This is a genomic window from Brevundimonas sp., from assembly GCF_046293315.1.
Classification (GTDB): Bacteria; Pseudomonadota; Alphaproteobacteria; order Caulobacterales; family Caulobacteraceae; genus Brevundimonas.
In genome coordinates this window covers 37,669-54,979 of record NZ_JBKBPF010000015.1, presented here as the reverse complement: position 1 = coordinate 54,979, position 17,311 = coordinate 37,669, and the positions used below count along the sequence as shown (strand labels likewise).

Here is a 17,311-nt window from a genome sequence, read left to right as displayed (position 1 = left end):
GCAGAAACGGCGGGCGCAGGGGCTGGCGCAGCGACCGGGGCCGCCACCACGGGTGCGGGTTCAGGCTCGAAGGCCGCGAACGGGATCGGCTCGGACGACGTCTCCACCACCGCGCCGCCGGCCTTGGCCAGCGTCATCGTGATCGCCGCCGTCAGCGTCGTCTTGCCGTGGTCAACGTGGCCGATCGTGCCGATGTTGCAGTGCGGCTTGTTACGTTCGAACTTTTCCTTGGCCATATCTCTTAGCTCCTGTCCCCCAAACGGGGTCCTATAAGGTTGGGGGGTGTGGTTAGGCGTACTTCTTGATCACTTCGTCGGCGACGTGTTGCGGCACCGGGTCGTAGTGGTCGTACTGCATGGTGAACTGCGCGCGGCCTTGCGACATGCCGCGCAGGTTGTTGACGTAGCCGAACATGTTGGCCAGCGGCACGAAGGCGTTCACGACGGTGGCGTTGCCGCGCACGTCCTGGCCCTGGATCATGCCGCGACGACCGTTCAGGTCGCCGATGACCGAACCCAGATACTCTTCCGGGGTCACAACCTCGACGGCCATGATCGGTTCCAGCAGCTTGGGCGCGCCCTGGGTCCGCAGTTCCTTGAAGGCGGCGCGCGAAGCGATTTCGAACGCCAGCACCGAGGAGTCCACGTCGTGGTAGGCGCCGTCGATCAGGGTGGCCTTGAAGTCGATCAGCGGGAAGCCGGCCAGCAGGCCGTTGTCCTTGGCGGACTCGATGCCCTTCTGGACGCCCGGGATGTATTCCTTGGGCACGTTGCCGCCGACGATCTTGGACTCGAACACGAAGCCCGAGCCCGGCTCGCCGGGTTCGAAGATCATCTTGATGCGGGCGAACTGGCCCGTACCGCCGGTCTGCTTCTTGTGCGTGTAGTCGATCTCGGCCTTCTTGCCGAGGGACTCACGGTAGGCCACCTGCGGCGCGCCGATGGTCGCCTCAACCTTGTAGGTGCGCTTCAGGATGTCGATCTTGATGTCCAGGTGAAGCTCGCCCATGCCCTTCAGGATCGTCTGGCCCGACTCGTGGTCGGTGGAGACGGTGAAGGACGGATCCTCGGACGCCAGCTTGGCCAGGGCGACGCCCAGCTTCTCCTGGTCGGCCTTGGTCTTGGGCTCCACGGCGATCTCGATGACCGGCGCGGGGAACTCCATCTTCTCAAGGATGACGGGCGACTTGGTCGGGTCGCACAGGGTGTCCCCGGTGCGGGTGTCCTTCAGGCCGGCCAGGGCGACGATGTCGCCGGCGTAGGCTTCCTTGATGTCCTCGCGGTTGTTGGAGTGCATCAGCAGCATGCGGCCGACGCGCTCTTTCTTGTCGCGGGTCGAGTTCAGCAGGCCCATGCCGGTTTCCATCTTGCCGGAGTAGATGCGGCAGAAGGTCAGCGAGCCGACGAAGGGGTCGTCCATGATCTTGAACGCCAGAACCGACAGGGGCTCGTCGTCCGAGGCGCGGCGAACCACCGGCTCTTCGGTCTTGTAGTCCAGGCCCGGGGTCGGCGGGATGTCCAGCGGCGACGGCAGATAGTCGACCACCGCGTCCAGCAGGGGCTGCACGCCCTTGTTCTTGAACGCCGAGCCGCACAGGATCGGATAGAAGGCCGCGTTCAGAACCGCCTTGCGCAGGCACTTCTTGATCACTTCCTCGGAGGGCTCATTGCCTTCCAGGTAGGCTTCCATCGCCTCGTCGTCGAGCTCGACGGCGTTCTCGATCAGATAGCTGCGGGCGGCCGTGGCCTTCTCGAGCAGATCAGCGGGGATCTCTTCTTCGGAGAACTCGGCGCCGAGGCCGTCGTTTTCCCAGATGATCGCCTTCATGCGGACCAGGTCGACGATGCCGCGCAGGTCGGATTCCTGACCGACCGGCAGCTGGATCGGAACGGCCTTCACGCCCAGACGATCGCGGATCGACTGAACCGAGGTTTCGAAGTCGGCGCCCAGCTTGTCCATCTTGTTGACGAAGATGATGCGCGGCACGCGGTACTTGTCGGCCTGACGCCAGACGGTCTCGGTCTGGGGCTCCACGCCGGCGTTGCCGTCCAGCACGGTCACCGCGCCGTCGAGCACGCGCAGCGAACGCTCGACTTCAATGGTGAAGTCCACGTGGCCCGGGGTGTCGATGATGTTGAGGCGCTTCTCTTTCCAGAAAGCGGTCGTCGCGGCGGACGTGATGGTGATGCCGCGTTCCTGCTCCTGATCCATCCAGTCCATGGTGGCGGCGCCGTCGTGCACTTCGCCGATCTTGTGGGACTTGCCGGTGTAATAGAGAATCCGCTCGGTCGTCGTCGTCTTGCCCGCGTCGATGTGGGCCATGATGCCGAAGTTGCGGTAATCCTCGATCTTGTTGATGCGGGCCATATTCGAAAACTCGGGTGTTCGGCGCCGATCCGGCGCCTGGGTCAGGGAGGGGTCTTCAGGAGCGCGGGCGGTCTAACGCAAACCGCCCGCTTCTTGAAGGGCCGTCAGCCGGAAATCCGGCTTACCAGCGGTAGTGAGAGAAGGCGCGGTTGGCTTCGGCCATCTTGTGGGTGTCTTCGCGCTTCTTGACCGCGGTGCCGCGGTTGTTGGCGGCGTCCAGCAGCTCGGCGGCCAGCTTTTCCGTCATGGTGTTCTCACCGCGGTTGCGCGCGGCGTTGACCAGCCAGCGGATGGCCAGGGCGCGGCGGCGATCGGGGCGAACCTCGACCGGCACCTGATAGGTGGCGCCGCCGACGCGACGCGACCGGACCTCGACCGCCGGAGCGACGTTTTCCAGCGCCGAGTGGAAGGTCGCGACCGGCTCCTGGTCCTTCTTCTTCTCGGCCAGGATTTCGAAGGCGCCGTAGACGATGTTTTCGGCGACGGCCTTCTTGCCCTCGTACATGACGTAATTCATGAACTTGGTGACGATCAGATCGCCATACTTGGGATCCGGCAGAACTTCACGCTTCTGTGCGCGGTGACGACGGGACATGGGGTTATCCTCTTAAATAATATTCTGGACGCGCAGGGCTTACTTCGGACGCTTGGCGCCGTAGTGCGAACGGCGCTGCTTGCGGTCCTTCACGCCTTGCGTGTCCAGCACGCCGCGCAGGATGTGGTAGCGGACGCCGGGAAGGTCCTTCACGCGGCCGCCGCGGATCAGGACCACCGAGTGCTCCTGAAGATTGTGACCCTCGCCGGGGATGTAGCACACGGCTTCGTAGCCGTTCTTGGCCAAGCGGACCTTGGCCACCTTACGAAGCGCCGAGTTGGGCTTCTTGGGGGTCGTCGTATAGACGCGGGTGCAGACGCCGCGGCGCTGGGGCGAACCCTCCAGGGCCGGCACCTTGTTGCGCACGGGCTTGGGCTTGCGAGGCTTGCGGATCAGCTGGTTGATCGTAGGCATTCGTGTCTGGTCTCTTCTGCGATGGAGGCGTGTGCCTGTTGGCCGGGGCGCCTCGAGTTCCTTCTTTTGGACGTGGCCGAAACCGCGCCCGGGCTGTTATCGAGACCGACCGTGCGCTCAAACAGAAAAGCCGGAACGCGCGCTTTGGGCGTTCCGGCGGGCTCAGCCCGTCCGTTCGATTGTCACGAGATCAGCAGACGGCGGACCGCCCATGCCTCGAAGTGAGCGCCGTTTACGCTTCGGGGGGCGTCGGGTCAAGGTCTTCAGCGGCGACGGACGCGCCGTCATCGGCCAGACGCCAGGTCATCGGGATTCTGACCCGGGAGCCGACCCGTGACCTCCCATCGGGTCCTGTCGTCGGCGCGCGGACGCGACCCGCCAGCTCAAGCGCGCTTTCTCCGAAACCGGACCCCGCCGGCCTTTCGCTGACGATCTCACACTGCTCGAGGCGGCCACCCTCCGTCACCCTGCATTCGATCGTGGTCCAGCCTGTTATGGGTGCGGTCGCCGCGCAGGCGCCCATCGACATCAGAGCCGCGCCAAGACCGAGCCGGCTTGCGCCGCCATCCGTGTTGTCCGGACCATGAGTCTCCCCGCCCCTCAGCTTCGCCTTAAACCGGACGCATAGCCCCGAATAATGACAGGGCGAACCGCTCGTCGCAGACTCAGGCCGTCGGCCGGGCGGGCGAGCGCGACAAGGGGCGTCATGTCGACAGTATTGCGTCTGCGCGAAGGCCTCGCCCGAAACCGGCCACTGTCCGCTGTGGTGGCCGGCTCCCTGATCGTGCATGTGGCGGTCCTGCTGATGATCGGCCTGCGAACCGGCCCGGACATGTCCGGCTACAGCGCGCCGCCCGCCCCCCTCTACATTCAGATCGAGCCCCGCCCGCTGATGGCCGGCGAGACCGTGCGCGAACCGCCCGTCACCGTGATCGCCGACCCCAGCGACGCCCCGGCCCTCACCCGCGAGATTCGCGCCCGCGCCCTGCGGAATGAGATCCCCGACGAAGACGAGGAGCGCCGTCGCCTGGAGGCCCTGCGCCTGCCGTTACGGCCCGCGCCGTCGGATCAGGACGTGGCGCCGCAATGGCGGGTGAACCCGGACGGCGCGAGCGATCAGGTGGCCCGCGCCCTTCGCTCCTCCGGCGTGGCCTGCAACAGGCCGCGCAACCAGATGACCGCCGCCGAGCGCACCGCCTGCGATGAACGCTTCGCCGGACCCTCCGACGCGCCTGCCATTCGGGGCACCGGTGATCGCGAGCGCGACGAAGCCTTCGCGCGTCAGGGCCGGGCCAACATCGCCCGCTACGACGCCCAGCGCGCGCCGCTGGCGGGCGGTGCGGGGGTCGTGGGGCCGGGCGACTGCCCCGGATCCAATCTGGGCATGGGCTGCGCCGGCGCGCATCTGCCTGACGTGCCCGGCGTCGATATGCGGCAAGGCGCGGAGACCCCCCTCCGCCAGCGCAGCAACCGGGTGGACGAGGACTAGACCAGGCTCTAGGCCAACGCCCGGCGCACCCGCCAGCCGGCCAGCAGGCCCAGCCCCGCCAGCACCGCCATGGCCAGGTAGCCCAGCGCGCCATAGGCGTCGTACAGCGGGCCGGCCATCAGGGTCGCCAACCCGATCAGGACGCCGGAGGACAGGGCCGACAGCAGGGTCTGGGCGGCGGTCTGGTTGGCGGGCGGCGCCAGGCGCTCGACGATCTGCAGGCCGGCGAGGAAGGTGGCCGCGAAGCTCAGCGCATGCAGGGCCTGCAGCGGCCACAGCAGCCACAGGGGCGGCATGAAGGCCAGGGCGATCCAACGGACGACCGCCGCGCCGCCGCCGATCATCAGCAGCAGCCACGGCCCGATCCCCCGGCGACGCCGCCATGGCTCCACGATCCACATGAACAGCACCTCAGCGATCACGCTAAAGCCCCACAGCATGCCGGTTATGGACTCCGGGATGCCCCGGGCCTTCCACTCGATGGCCGAGAATCCGTACAGAAAGGCGTGGGTGGCCTGGATGGCGCCGACGGCCAGGATGGCGGTCATGAACACCGGGTCGGCGACGAGGGCGCCGAGCCCCTTGAAGCGCTCGCGCTTCGGCGGGGCGACGCCCTCCCGGACCCGCTCGGCGGGCAGCACGGTCAGGGCGGCCACCGCGCCGATCAGGCAGGCGGCGGCGATCCAGACGATGATCACGTCGGGTGAGGCGCGCAGCAGCAGCGCCCCCATGCCCACATTGGCGACCACAAAGGCCAGCGACCCGGCGCTGCGCGGGGCGGCGAAGGTGAAGCCCTCGCGCGCGGCGCCCCTCAGGGTCAGCACATCGGCCAGGGGAATGACCGCCGCCGCCGCCGTGGCGCCGATGAACCACAGGGGCAGCCACAGGGCGTAACCCTCCACCAGCCCCGCCGCCCCATACCCGACGGCGGCGATGACGCTCAGAATGGCGATGGCGGTGCGGCGCAGGGCGAAGCCGTCGGCCCAGACCGCCAGCATCGGTCCGGTCACCAGCCGCGCCAGCATGGGCGCGGCCAGCAGAGTCCCGATCTCGGCCCCGCTCAGACCCTGGGACTGGAACCACAGACCGGCGAACGGCAGGCTGACGCCCGTGGCGCCGAACAGCAGAATGTAGTGAAGCGCATTGCGCCAGGCGGTGGTCATGGCCGCGCCTTTAGCAGGCGGGCGCCGCCCCGTCAGGCGGCTTGATCAGACCGCGTCCTGCCGACGAAACAGCCGGCCCTTCTCGGCCCACAGCACGAACACCAGCGCCCCCAGACCGCAGAGCACAAAGCCCAGCGACATGGGCAGGGTTGACCCGTCGTACTGCTGGCCGATGAAGAAGCCGATCAGGGCTCCACCCACTGTGGTGATCAGCCCCTGCACCGACGACGCCGTGCCTGCGATATGGCCCAGCGGCTGCATGGCCATGGCGCCGAAATTGCCCGGGACCAGACCGAAGAAGAACATGGTCGCGGCCTGCAGGGCGATGAAGCTCCACAGCGTTTCATACCCCAGCACGGCCACCAGCACATGCACGGCCGCCATACCGGTGAAGCCGAGCAAGGCAAGATGCGACAGGAATCGCATGCCCAGCCGCTCCACCAGCCGCGCATTAAGGATCGAGGCCACGGCGATGGCCCCCGCAATGCCCGCGAAGGCGATGGGGAAGACATTGGGCCGCCCGAAGGTGTCGGCGAAGATCTGCTGGGCCGAGTTGATGAAGCCAAACAGGGCGCCGGTAATCATCATCATGCCCAGCATGTAGCCCACCGCCTGGCGATGGGTCAGGCTCTCTCGGAAGCCCGCCGCGATGCGGCTGATCCTGATGGGCAGGCGATACTCGGGGTGCAGGGTCTCGGGCAACTTGAGAAAGCACCACACCAGCCCCGCCGCGCCGGCCGCGCCCAGCACCAGGAAGATGGCCCGCCACTCGGCGAAGAAGAGGACCAGCTGGCCCAGGCTCGGGGCGATGATCGGCACGCCGAGGAAGACGATAAAGGCCAGCGACATGACCCGGGCCATGGTCCGGCCGGAGTAGCAGTCGCGCACGATGGACACCGCCAGCACCCGCAGCGCCGCCGCCCCCACGCCCTGCAGGGCCCGCGCGATCAGCAGGGTGTCGAAGGTCGGCGCCAGCGCCGCGATCAGGCCGAACAGGGTGTAGACGCCCAGCCCGATCAGCAGCAGCGGCTTGCGCCCGAAGCGGTCCGCCAGCGGCCCATAGACGATCTGCGCCCCGCCGAAGCCCAGCAGATAGGCGGTCACCACCCACTGGCGGTCATTGTCGGCCAGCACGCCCAGATCCGACCCGATCTGCGGCAGGGCCGGCAACATGGCGTCGATGGCCAGGGCGTTCAGAGCCATCAGCGTCGCGATGGTGACGACGAAGGCCCTGAACCCCAGACCGGGATGCGGCGGGGCGGCGGAAACGGAGGCTGGAGCGGACATCGGCTCCATATCGCCGCACGATGTGACGGAAGCTAGGGCGCGAACAAAAAATCCTCCCCCCTTGGGGGAGGGGGACCATGCGAAGCATGGTGGAGGGGGTCCATCCGCAGCACGGTCAAAGACCTGTCCCCCGCACAACCTTGGCCATATCATCCACTGCATGGACGCTCCCAAGGAAACCGTCACCCGGGCCCGCCAGCTTCGCCGCAAACTGACCTTGCCCGAGGTGATCCTTTGGAACGCCCTGCGCGGTCGCCGCATGGACGGCCGACGGTTCCGCCGCCAGCACCCGCTGGGGCCCTACATCCTCGACTTCTACTGCGCGGAGGCGCGGCTGGCGGTGGAGGTCGACGGCGCGGCGCACGATCACCCGGACAAGATCAAGCACGATCAGCGCCGCAATCGTTGGCTCGAAAGCTGCGGCGTCAGGGTGCTGCGCATTCCAGCGCGCGAGGTGCTCGGAAACCTGGAGGGGGTGCTGACCGGGCTGCGCGATGCGCTGGGGGCGAGCCGATGACAGCGGTGAGGAGGAAACACCCCTCCCCCGCTTCGCCGGCCTGACCGACAAGAGCAGTGAAGCGGAAACACCCCCTCCACCGCTTCGCGGTCCCCCTCCCCCAGAGGGGGAGGATTACGCCGCCCGGTTCGAGCCCTCCGGCGCGGTCCAGCGCAGCACCGGCTGGCGGGCCGCGCGGGTCTCGTCCAGACGCCGCATGGGGGCGTGGAACGGGGCGCCCTTGAAGCGGTCCACGTCGCCGGCCTTCGCCGCCGTGGCCAGCGCGCGCATGGCCTCGATGAAGCGGTCCAGCTCGGCCTTCGATTCCGTCTCCGTCGGCTCGATCAGCATCGCCCCGTGCACCACCAGCGGGAAGTACATGGTCATGGGGTGGAAGCCCTCGTCGATCATCGCCTTGGCGAAGTCGAGGGTGGTGATGTCGGTGCCCTTCAGCCATTCGTCGTCGAACAGCGCCTCGTGCATGCACGGCCCCTCGGGGAAGGCGGGGCTCATCAGGTCCTCCAGCCGGGCCTTGATGTAATTGGCGTTCAGCACCGCATCCTCGGCCACCTGCCGCAGGCCGTCCGAGCCGTGGCTCATCATGTAGCTGAGCGCGCGCACATACATGCCCATCTGGCCCTGGAAGGCGCACAGGCGGCCGAACGCCTGTTCGGCCTCGTCCTCGGCGAACTCCACCAGCCTGAAGCCGTCCTTGCCGCCGACCACCCAGGGGGCCGGGGCGAACGGGGCCAGCGCCTCGGACAGCACCACCGGGCCCGCGCCCGGTCCGCCGCCGCCGTGGGGCGTGGAGAAGGTCTTGTGCAGGTTGATGTGCATGGCGTCGACGCCCAGATCGCCCGGGCGCACCCGCCCGACGATGGCGTTGAAATTGGCGCCGTCGCAGTAGAAATACGCGCCCGCCTCGTGGGTCAGGCGGCTGATCTCGAGAATGTCCCGCTCGAACAGGCCGCAGGTGTTGGGGTTGGTGACCATGATGGCGGCCACGTCGTCGCCCAGCTTGGCCGCGAGATCAGCCAGATCCACACGCCCGTCGTCGGTCTGGGCGATCTCCACCACCTGATAGCCCACGAAGGCCGCGGTGGCCGGATTGGTGCCGTGGGCGCTGGTGGGCACCAGCACCTTGTTGCGGGGCTTGTCCGAGCGCAGGCCGTGACCCGCCGCCCGGTGCGCCGCGCGAATGGCCATCAGCCCGCACAGCTCGCCGTGGGCGCCGGCCTTGGGCGACAGGGCCACCGCCGGCATGCCGGTCAGGGTGGTCAGCCAGTGCGACAGGGAGTCCATCAGCTCCAGCGCGCCCTGCACCGTCGACTGCGGCTGCAGCGGGTGAATGTCCGAGAAGCCCGGCAGGCGCGCCATCTTCTCGTTCAGGCGCGGGTTGTGCTTCATGGTGCACGAGCCCAGCGGATAGATGGCCAGGTCGATGGCGTGGTTCTTCTGGCTCAGCCGCACATAGTGGCGCATGGCCTCAGGCTCGCTCAGGCCCGGCAGGCCGATGGGATCGGCCCGCACCAGACCGCCCAGATCGCCGCCGTCGGTCTTCGGCTCCGGCAGGTCGACGCCGGTCTTGCCCCAGCCCTCGCCCTCGAAGATCAGCGCCTCGTCCTGCAGCAGCCCGCGTCCGCCCGTCAGGGTGTCCGGCTTGGTCGAGACTTCGTTCGGCGTCGTGGGGCGTCCCACCGTGTTCATGGTGCTCATTACAGAACCTCCGCCAGGGCGGTCTTCAGGGATTGGATGTCGTCATCCGTGGTGGTCTCGGTGGCCGCGATCAGCAGCACGTCGTCGAACCCGGCGCCGGGGTTCAGGCGGCCATAGGGCACGCCCGCCAGCACGCCGCGCTCAGCCAGCAGATCCACCACCTCGGCGGCGTTCCTCGGCAGCTTCACCGCGAACTCGTTGAAGAAGCGCGGGGTCAGCACCTCCACGCCCGGCACGGACGCCACCGCATCGCGGGTGGCCAGCGCCTTCTCGTGGTTCAGCAGCGCCATGCGGCGCAGGCCCGTCTCGCCCAGCAGGCTCATGTGGATGGTGAACGCCAGCGAGCAGAGGCCGGAGTTGGTGCAGATGTTCGACGTCGCCTTGTCGCGCCGGATGTGCTGCTCGCGGGTGGACAGGGTCAGGACGAAACCGCGCCGACCCTCCGCGTCCGCCGTCTCGCCGCACAGGCGGCCGGGCATCTGGCGCACCAGTTTGTCGCGGGTGGCGAACAGCCCGATGTAGGGCCCGCCGAAGTTCAGCGCATTGCCGATGGACTGGCCCTCGGCCGCCACGATGTCCGCGCCCATCTCGCCGGGCGATTTCAGCAGGCCCAGCGAGACCACCTCGGTCACCACCACGATCAGCAGGGCGCCCGCGGCCTGGGCCGCTTCGGCGATCTTCGTCACGTCGGTGGCCGTGCCGAACACGTTGGGCGTCTGCACCACCACGCAGGCGGTGTCGGCGTCGATGGCCGCGATCACCGCGTCCTCGGCGTCGATGGCCGGGTCCAGCGCCTGGGTCTCGACGCCCACCGCGTGGACCACCGTCTCGGTGGCCGACACATAGTGGGGATGCACCCCGCCGGAGATCACCGCCTTGTTTCGGCGCGTCACCCGGGTGGCCATCAGCACGCCCTCGGCCATGGCGGTCGAGCCGTCATAGAGCGAGGCGTTCGCCACCGCCATGCCGGTCAGGTTCGCCACCTGGGTCTGGAATTCGTACAGGTACTGCAGCGTGCCCTGGGCGATTTCCGGCTGGTAGGGCGTGTAGCTGGTCAGGAACTCCGACCGCTGGATGATGTGGTCCACCGTCGCCGGCACATGGTGGCGATAGGCCCCTGCCCCGCAGAAGAACGGCGCATCCCCCGCCACAGTGTTCTTGCCGGCCATGCGCTTGAGGCTGCGCTCGACCTCGAGCTCCCCCATCACGCGGGGCAGGTCCACAAAGCCGTCGCGCCGCGCCGCCTCGGGCACGTCCACGAACAGGTCATCCACGGATTTCGCCCCGATGGCGGCCAGCATGGCCGCGCGGTCGTCAGGCGTCAGGGGGAGGTAGCGCATCTCAGTCCAGTCTGGCTGTAAGGGCCATCAGCGCGCTGGTGGCCTGGTCGGAGAGGGAGGAGGAAGCGGCCAGCGCGTCGCGCACGCCGGCGAAGTCGGGATCGGTCTTGTTCTGGCTCAGCTTCAGCGCGCCGCGGATATCCTCGACCGCGATCCGGATGCCGACCAGGGCGTGCTGAAGTTTCTCGATGTATCGATCCGGGGCGTCGCCGACGGACCACGGCTCGGCGCGGTCCTTCTCGTGCGCCTCGGTCAGGCTTTCGAAATAGGGGCGGACCTTCGCCGGATCAGCCTCGACCGTAATCCGCCCCCGCGCCTCGATCCGGGCGTAGTTCCAGGTGGGAACGACCTCGCCGTGTTCCTGCTTGGACGGATACACCGACGGCGACACATAGGCGTCCGGCCCCGTGAAGATGGCCAGCACCTCGGCGCCGTCCTCCAGCTCGGACCAGAAGGGGTTGGCCCGGGCCAGATGACCGACCAGCGCCGTAATCGACCCGTCGGGCGCCTGTTCCGCCAGCACCGGCGCATGGGCGGCCAGGAGCCGGCCTCGCGTGTGGACGACCAGGCTGGCCAGCGGGCTCATGCGGATGAGCGCCGCCAACCGGGCCGGATCGTCCTCGACGAAGGCTCCGGGCCGATACATCAGAGCGTGGTCAGGTACTGGTCGTAGGCGGCCTGATCCATCAGGGCGTCCAGCGCCGAGGCGTCCGCCACCTTGATGCGGGCGAACCAGCCGTCGCCCTGCGGGTCGGCGTTGACCGTCTCCGGCGCCGAGGCGAGGACGGCGTTGGCCTCGACCACTTCACCAGCCACCGGCGCATAGACGTCCGAGGCCGCCTTGACGCTCTCGACCACGGCGAAGCTGTCGCCCGCCTTCACGGTCTTGCCCACTTCCGGGGTCTCGACGAACACCACGTCGCCCAGCGCATCAGCGGCGTGCTTCGAGATGCCGACGGTGGCCACGTCGCCGTCCAGACGGACCCACTCATGTTCCTTGGTGTAACGCATTGGCTTTGATCCTCAGTTGAACCCGTCACCCTCGGGCTTGTCCCGAGGGTCCATAAACTCCGTCCGCCCAGAACGACCCCTGACGTCGGCGTCTCTGGATTCCCCGGTCAAGCCGGGGAATGACGTTGAAAAAGACGCCGTCACTTCGGCTTCCTGTAGTAGCGGTTGGCGACGAACGGCGTGGCGACCACCTCGGCGGCCAGCGGCTTGCCGCGCACGACGACGGTCAGGGCGGTCCCGATCTCCGAGAACGCCGGCGGCACATAGCCCATGGCGATGTTCTTCCCCAGCGACGGCGACGGCCCGCCCGAGGTCACCGTGCCGATGACGGCGCCGTCCGCATCGGCGATCTCCGCGCCTTCACGGGCCGGGGCGCCTTCCTTGACGTGCAGGCCGACGCGGACCCGCGAGGCGCCGCCGTCCAGCTCCTTCAGGATGCGTTCGGCGCCGGGGAAGTCGGCGCGCTCCTTGCGCGACTTGGACAGGGCGAAGGTCAGGGCCGCCTCCACCGGGCTGGTGGTCTCGTCGGCGTCGTGGCCGTACAGCGGCAAACCGGCTTCAAGCCGCAGCGAGTCCCGCGCGCCCAGGCCGATGGGCTTGACCCGCGCATCCTCGAGGATGGTGTTCCAGATGCGCTCGACCTGATCCGCCGGGATAGAGATTTCGTAGCCGTCCTCGCCGGTGTAGCCCGAGCGCGAGACGAAGCAGTCCGCGCCGAACAGCATCAGCCGGGCGCAGTCCATGAAGCCGAAATCGGCCAGCACCGGCTCATGGGCCGCCATCACCTCGGCGGCCTCCGGCCCCTGGATGGCCAGCAGGGCGCGGTCCAGCCGTTTCAGCGTCGCATCGCCTTGCAGCCCCGCCTCGATGTGGGCGAAGTCGGCGTCCTTGCAGGCGGCGTTGACGACGATGAACAGGCCGTCGTGGTCGGGCTTGCCCGCCATCAGGTCGTCCATGATCCCGCCCTGATCGTTCAGCAGCAGGGAGTATTTCTGGCGCCCCGCCTTCAGGATCTCGTAGTCGCCGGGCACGAAGCGTTCGAGCTGCGCCACGGCGTCGGCGCCGGTCAGCTTGGCCTGGCCCATGTGCGACACATCGAACAGGCCGGCGTGCTCGCGGGTCCAGCGGTGCTCGGCCAGTACGCCTTCGTACTGCACCGGCATGTCATAGCCCGCGAACGGCACCATGCGCGCGCCCAGCGCCCGGTGGGCGGCGTTCAGCGGCGTGGTCTTCAGGGTCTGGTCGCTCATGGGCACGCTCCGGCTGGGGTGGGTCGGCGGCGCACCGGGCGAAGCTTCGCCCGTCACGCGCCCCCGCTGTCCTGAAGCCTGAGAGATTCCGTCCCGCCCCGGCTCGGCGCTCCGCGCCGTCCGGGATGACAAGACTTGCTCCGTCGGCGAGCCCGAAGGCTGCTTTCCAGCGTTCCTGAGCCGTCGCGGTCCTTTTGCCTGAGCGTTTCCGGGGCGGTTGCGCCTTCGGCTCCGAGGCCCGGAATCAGGGCCTCGATCTCTCCCGCGAGAGCCCGTCTTCCCTGTGCCCGGAACCCTTCGGAGTCAAGCGCCGCCGTCGCGCAACGCCTGCGCCAAACCGCGCGCCGCGGCATGGACGTCGGCCCAGGTCACGCCGAAGTCATCGCCGCCGTAATAGGGATCCTCTACCGGCGCGCCCGGCCGACCGGCGTGCGCCAGCATCAGGCTGAGCTCGGCGGGCGCCCCCGGCGGCCTCAGACGTTCCAGATTGGCCAGATTGTCCCCGTCCATGGCCACGATGTGGGTGAAGCGGACGAAGTCGTCCTCCCTCACCTGCCGCGCCCGATAGCCGCCGATGTCCACGCCGTTGCGCCGGGCGACGGCCCGGGCGCGGGGGTCTGGCGGGTCACCCTGATGCCAGCCGCCGGTGCCCGCCGAATCGACCTCGACCGCCAACCCCAGCCGCTCGGCCTCCAGGCGGAACGCGGCCTCCGCCAGCGGCGAGCGACAGATGTTGCCCAGACAGACGAACAGGACGGAGAATTTCGACATCGGGGGCACTCTTTATTGTTGCTGCGCGTGAGTCCGGCGCTGGAGAGCGGCCTGTGCGCCGAAATCGGACGCCCGGGTCTTCTAACCAGCGACATTACCCGCTAGCAAACCGCCTTCGGGAACGTTGTGATCGTTGTTCCGGCCCACACCGAGGAACCGCCTTGCTGCTTGCCTTCCTGGCCGTCCTGCCGCTGATCGGCGCCCTGGCCCCCGCCCTGGCGATCCGGGCGGGCCGCGACGCCTGCGCCCTCGCGGCCGGGCTGGTGACCCTGACCGCCATCATCATCCTGGCGACCATGGCCCCGGCGGTCATGGCGGGCGAGGTGATCCAGGCGCGCATCGACTGGATTCCGTCCCTCGGCCTCAACGCCAATTTCTTCCTCGATCCGCTGGGGCTGATGTTCGCAGGCATGATCCTGGGCATCGGCCTGCTGATCATCGTCTACGCCCGGTTCTATCTGTCCAGGGCCGACCCCATGGGGCGGTTCTTCACCTATCTGCTGCTGTTCCAGGGCGCGATGCTGGGCATCGTCCTGTCCGACAACATCCTGCTTCTGCTCATCTTCTGGGAGCTGACCAGCCTGTCGTCGTTCCTGTTGATCGGCTTCTGGCGGCACCTGCCCGAGGGGCGTCAGGGCGCGCGCATGGCCCTGGCCGTCACCGGCGCAGGCGGGCTCAGCCTGATCGCCGGCCTGATGATCCTGGGCAATATCGCCGGGTCCTACGACCTCACCGTGATCCTGCAGAACCGCGAGGCGATCCAGGCCTCGCCGCTGTACCTGCCCGCCCTGATCCTGATCCTCGGCGGCTGTTTCACCAAGTCGGCCCAGTTCCCGTTCCACTTCTGGCTGCCGCACGCCATGGCCGCGCCGACGCCGGTCAGCGCCTATCTGCACTCCGCCACCATGGTGAAGGCCGGCGTGTTCATGCTGGCGCGCCTGTGGCCGGTGCTGGCGGGCACCGACGCCTGGTTCCTGATCGTGGCCAGCACCGGCCTCGTCACCATGGTGGTCGCCGCCTGCATCGCCCTGTTCAAGGACGACCTGAAGGGCCTGCTGGCCTATTCCACGGTCAGCCATCTGGGCTTCCTGACCATGCTGTTCGGCCTCGGCACCCCTATCGCCGCAGTGGTGGGCGTCTTCCACATAATCAACCACGCCACCTTCAAGGCCGCCCTGTTCATGAACGCGGGCATCGTCGACCACGAGGCGGGCACCCGCGACCTCAAGCGTCTGGGCGGGCTGTTCAGCCTCATGCCCATCGCCGGGACCCTGGCCCTGATCGCGGGCCTGTCCATGGCCGGCATCCCGCCGCTCAACGGCTTCATCTCCAAGGAGATGATGCTGGAGGAAGCCTCCCACACCGTCTGGCTGGGCCAGCCGTGGGTGTTCCCGGTGCTCGCCACCCTCGGCGCGACCCTGTCGGTGGCCTATTCGCTGCGCTACGTCATCCACGTCTATTTCGGACCGAAGCGGGACGACTATCCGAAGAAGCCCCATGATCCGGGCATCGGCCTGTGGGGTCCGCCCGCGGTCCTGACGGCGCTGGTGGTCCTGATCGGCCTGATGCCCGCGCTGTTCGCCGGCCCCATCGTGGCGGCGACCGCCGGGGCCGTGATCGGGGCCGACCTGCCCTACTATTCGCTCAGCCTGTGGCACGGCGTGACCCCGGCCCTGTTCATGAGCATCTTCGCCGTGGCCGTGGGCGCCCTGCTGCTGTGGCGTCACCGCAATCTCGAAGCGATCTGGACCCGCATCGGCGTGCCCGAGGCCAAGGCCATGTTCGACGCCTTCGTCGAGACCCTGGCCGCCGCCTGTCGTCGCCTGACCCTGCAGGTCCACAACGGCTCGCTGCAGCGCTACCTGGCCTTCTTCGTCGGAACATCCATCGTCGTGGGGCTGGTCGCCTTCTTCAGCGCCAACCACAGCGAGGGCACGCGCGAGGTCATCGCCGCCACCCCTGTCGCCATGATCGCCTGGCTGGTGCTGATCGCCGCCACCCTCGCGGTGGTGGTCGCCCACCGGGCGCGGTTCCTGTCCCTGATCTTCATCAGCGTGGTGGGCTCCACCATCGCCCTGACCTTCGTCTATCTGTCCGCGCCCGACCTGGCCCTGACCCAGATCTCGGTCGAGGTGGTGACGATCCTGCTGCTGCTGCTGGCGCTGAACCTGATGCCCAAGACCTCGCCTGCTGAAAGCTCGGTCCCGCGCAGGCTGCGCGACGGCCTGCTGGCGGTCACCGGCGGCCTCGGCGTCGGCGCGGCGGCCTGGGCCGTGATGACCCGCGACGGCATGGAGTCCATCTCCCGCTTCCACTGGGAGAACAGCTATTCCGGCGGCGGCGGCACCAATGTGGTCAACGTCATCCTGGTGGACTTCCGGGGCTTCGACACCTTCGGCGAGATCATCGTGCTGGGCATCGCGGCGCTGGCCATCTTCGCCCTGCTGGACACCGCCGACCGGGGCGCGGCCGGACGCCGTCTGGCGGGCTGGACGCCGGACCTGATCCGCTCGCCCGAGCGCCATCCCATGATGCTGGTGGTGGCCACGCGCCTGCTGCTGCCGCTGGCCCTGATGGCGGGTCTCTACATCTTCCTGCGCGGCCACAACGAGCCCGGCGGCGGCTTCATCGCCGGACTGGTGTTCTCCATCGCCCTGCTGATGCAGTTCATGGCCTCGGGCTGGGGCTGGGCCGATGCCCGCCTGCGCGCCGACCACCATAACCTGATCGGCTGGGGCGTGCTCATCGCCGGCCTGACCGGGGTCGGCTCGATGCTGTTCGGCGCCCCGTTCCTGACCAGCGCCTTCGACTATTTCTCGCTGCCGGTGGTGGGCGAGTTCGAGCTGGCTACCGCCATGCTGTTCGACATCGGCGTGGCCCTGACGGTGGTGGGCGCGGTCATGCTGGCCCTGGCCCAGCTGTCCCGCGTGGGTCAGCGCGCCGAGAAGCTGGAGCCCACAGAAGACGCCATGGACATCAACCCCTCCCGTGAGCCCTCGTCCACGGAGGTGAAGTCATGAGCCTCGAGTTCCTCATCGCCACCGCCATCGGCGTCATGACCGCGGCGGGCATCTATCTGCTGCTGCGCCGCCGCACCTTCCCGGTGGTTCTGGGCCTGGCCTTCCTGTCCTACGCCATCAATGTGTTCCTGTTCTCCATGGGTCGCGTGGTGGTGGATCAGCCGCCCATCTATGACAGCGCCGCCACCGGCTATTCGGACCCCCTGCCCCAGGCCCTGGTGCTGACCGCCATCGTCATCGCCTTCGGCATGACCGCCTTCGTGGTGGTGCTGGCCCTGCGGACCTACCTCGAGACCGGCACCGATCAGGTGGACGGCCTGCCGGACGCCGTGCGCGCGGTGGAGGACGGTGTCGATGCCGATTCCATCATCCCCGACACCGAAGTGGAGGTG

Annotated in this window: 15 protein-coding genes, 1 pseudogene and 1 riboswitch; of the genes and pseudogenes, 4 read left to right on the top strand and 12 right to left on the bottom strand. The window is 68.3% G+C overall.

What is annotated here, in order from left to right; translation table 11 throughout:
* The 4 genes from ACK4SE_RS12810 to rpsL all read right to left on the bottom strand — a co-directional run.
* On the bottom strand, positions 1-236 hold a 236-nt coding region (locus ACK4SE_RS12810), incomplete at its 3' end, for a GTP-binding protein (protein ID WP_409693345.1).
* A gap of 52 nt (positions 237-288) precedes the next feature.
* Entirely contained in the window at positions 289-2,367 is a 2,079-nt protein-coding gene (fusA, locus tag ACK4SE_RS12805) for an elongation factor G (RefSeq protein WP_409693342.1), read from the bottom strand.
* A gap of 121 nt (positions 2,368-2,488) precedes the next feature.
* Positions 2,489-2,962 carry a 30S ribosomal protein S7 gene (gene rpsG / locus ACK4SE_RS12800; protein WP_021697984.1) on the bottom strand — a complete coding sequence of 158 codons (474 nt, stop codon included), beginning with the start codon at positions 2,960-2,962 and terminating at the stop codon, positions 2,489-2,491.
* 39 nt (positions 2,963-3,001) lie between these two features.
* On the bottom strand, positions 3,002-3,376 hold the full coding sequence (gene rpsL / locus ACK4SE_RS12795) for a 30S ribosomal protein S12 (protein ID WP_021697983.1): 375 nt from the start codon (positions 3,374-3,376) through the stop codon (positions 3,002-3,004).
* 706 nt (positions 3,377-4,082) lie between these two features.
* Here rpsL and ACK4SE_RS12790 point away from each other — a divergent pair.
* Positions 4,083-4,865, top strand: coding sequence for a hypothetical protein (locus tag ACK4SE_RS12790; RefSeq protein WP_409693339.1), 783 nt, complete (start codon positions 4,083-4,085; stop codon positions 4,863-4,865).
* A gap of 8 nt (positions 4,866-4,873) precedes the next feature.
* Here the strand turns inward: ACK4SE_RS12790 and ACK4SE_RS12785 are convergent, their stop codons facing one another.
* The gene (locus ACK4SE_RS12785) at positions 4,874-6,028 is read right to left on the bottom strand and encodes an MFS transporter (RefSeq protein WP_409693337.1); all 1,155 of its coding nucleotides are present in this window, start codon (positions 6,026-6,028) and stop codon (positions 4,874-4,876) included.
* Between the two features lie 45 nt (positions 6,029-6,073).
* On the bottom strand, positions 6,074-7,315 hold the full coding sequence (locus tag ACK4SE_RS12780; protein WP_409693334.1) for a multidrug effflux MFS transporter: 1,242 nt from the start codon (positions 7,313-7,315) through the stop codon (positions 6,074-6,076).
* A 160-nt stretch (positions 7,316-7,475) separates the two neighbouring features.
* On the opposite strand from ACK4SE_RS12780, the gene ACK4SE_RS12775 reads away from it, so the two are divergent.
* A complete protein-coding gene (locus ACK4SE_RS12775; protein ID WP_409693332.1) occupies positions 7,476-7,832 on the top strand; it encodes an endonuclease domain-containing protein in 357 nt (118 codons plus the stop codon).
* 114 nt (positions 7,833-7,946) lie between these two features.
* Here the strand turns inward: ACK4SE_RS12775 and gcvPB are convergent, their stop codons facing one another.
* From gcvPB to ACK4SE_RS12745, 6 genes are all read right to left on the bottom strand, one after another.
* Positions 7,947-9,527 (bottom strand): aminomethyl-transferring glycine dehydrogenase subunit GcvPB, encoded by a 1,581-nt coding sequence (gene gcvPB / locus ACK4SE_RS12770; protein ID WP_409693329.1) that lies wholly within the window; start codon positions 9,525-9,527, stop codon positions 7,947-7,949.
* Positions 9,527-10,867, bottom strand: a complete 1,341-nt coding sequence (gene gcvPA, locus ACK4SE_RS12765) for an aminomethyl-transferring glycine dehydrogenase subunit GcvPA (protein WP_409693326.1) — start codon at positions 10,865-10,867, stop codon at positions 9,527-9,529. The genes gcvPB and gcvPA overlap by 1 nt, the downstream gene beginning before the upstream one ends.
* Position 10,868: 1 nt before the next feature.
* Positions 10,869-11,513: an FMN-binding negative transcriptional regulator gene (locus tag ACK4SE_RS12760; protein ID WP_409693323.1), complete on the bottom strand. Its 645-nt coding sequence runs from the start codon at positions 11,511-11,513 to the stop codon at positions 10,869-10,871.
* Positions 11,513-11,878, bottom strand: coding sequence for a glycine cleavage system protein GcvH (gene gcvH / locus ACK4SE_RS12755; protein WP_021697338.1), 366 nt, complete (start codon positions 11,876-11,878; stop codon positions 11,513-11,515). Before gcvH ends, ACK4SE_RS12760 begins: the two co-directional genes overlap by 1 nt.
* Before the next feature lie 140 nt (positions 11,879-12,018).
* A complete protein-coding gene (gene gcvT, locus ACK4SE_RS12750; RefSeq protein ID WP_409693320.1) occupies positions 12,019-13,128 on the bottom strand; it encodes a glycine cleavage system aminomethyltransferase GcvT in 1,110 nt (369 codons plus the stop codon).
* Positions 13,129-13,304: 176 nt separating this feature from the next.
* Positions 13,305-13,403, bottom strand: a riboswitch (glycine riboswitch).
* Between the two features lie 28 nt (positions 13,404-13,431).
* Positions 13,432-13,899 carry a low molecular weight protein-tyrosine-phosphatase gene (locus ACK4SE_RS12745; RefSeq protein WP_409693317.1) on the bottom strand — a complete coding sequence of 156 codons (468 nt, stop codon included), beginning with the start codon at positions 13,897-13,899 and terminating at the stop codon, positions 13,432-13,434.
* A 161-nt stretch (positions 13,900-14,060) separates the two neighbouring features.
* Between ACK4SE_RS12745 and ACK4SE_RS12740 the strand changes: the two genes are divergently transcribed.
* Positions 14,061-16,919 (top strand): monovalent cation/H+ antiporter subunit A, encoded by a 2,859-nt coding sequence (locus ACK4SE_RS12740; RefSeq protein ID WP_409693315.1) that lies wholly within the window; start codon positions 14,061-14,063, stop codon positions 16,917-16,919.
* Positions 16,916-17,236 (top strand): annotated as a pseudogene (locus tag ACK4SE_RS12735) (Na+/H+ antiporter subunit C); the annotation flags it as partial. The gene ACK4SE_RS12740 and the pseudogene ACK4SE_RS12735, both read left to right, overlap by 4 nt.
* Positions 17,237-17,311: the final 75 nt, after the last annotated feature.

Bases quoted from the DNA above. Each gene is read 5' to 3' on its own strand.
- fusA (WP_409693342.1), bottom strand. From the start codon at position 2,367: ATGGCCCGCATCAACAAGATCGAGGATTACCGCAACTTCGGCATCATG.
- rpsG (WP_021697984.1), bottom strand. From the start codon at position 2,962: ATGTCCCGTCGTCACCGCGCACAGAAGCGTGAAGTTCTGCCGGATCCC.
- rpsL (WP_021697983.1), bottom strand. From the start codon at position 3,376: ATGCCTACGATCAACCAGCTGATCCGCAAGCCTCGCAAGCCCAAGCCC.
- ACK4SE_RS12790 (WP_409693339.1), top strand. From the start codon at position 4,083: ATGTCGACAGTATTGCGTCTGCGCGAAGGCCTCGCCCGAAACCGGCCA.
- ACK4SE_RS12785 (WP_409693337.1), bottom strand. From the start codon at position 6,028: ATGACCACCGCCTGGCGCAATGCGCTTCACTACATTCTGCTGTTCGGC.
- ACK4SE_RS12780 (WP_409693334.1), bottom strand. From the start codon at position 7,315: ATGTCCGCTCCAGCCTCCGTTTCCGCCGCCCCGCCGCATCCCGGTCTG.
- ACK4SE_RS12775 (WP_409693332.1), top strand. From the start codon at position 7,476: ATGGACGCTCCCAAGGAAACCGTCACCCGGGCCCGCCAGCTTCGCCGC.
- gcvPB (WP_409693329.1), bottom strand. From the start codon at position 9,527: ATGAGCACCATGAACACGGTGGGACGCCCCACGACGCCGAACGAAGTC.
- gcvPA (WP_409693326.1), bottom strand. From the start codon at position 10,867: ATGCGCTACCTCCCCCTGACGCCTGACGACCGCGCGGCCATGCTGGCC.
- ACK4SE_RS12760 (WP_409693323.1), bottom strand. From the start codon at position 11,513: ATGTATCGGCCCGGAGCCTTCGTCGAGGACGATCCGGCCCGGTTGGCG.
- gcvH (WP_021697338.1), bottom strand. From the start codon at position 11,878: ATGCGTTACACCAAGGAACATGAGTGGGTCCGTCTGGACGGCGACGTG.
- gcvT (WP_409693320.1), bottom strand. From the start codon at position 13,128: ATGAGCGACCAGACCCTGAAGACCACGCCGCTGAACGCCGCCCACCGG.
- ACK4SE_RS12745 (WP_409693317.1), bottom strand. From the start codon at position 13,899: ATGTCGAAATTCTCCGTCCTGTTCGTCTGTCTGGGCAACATCTGTCGC.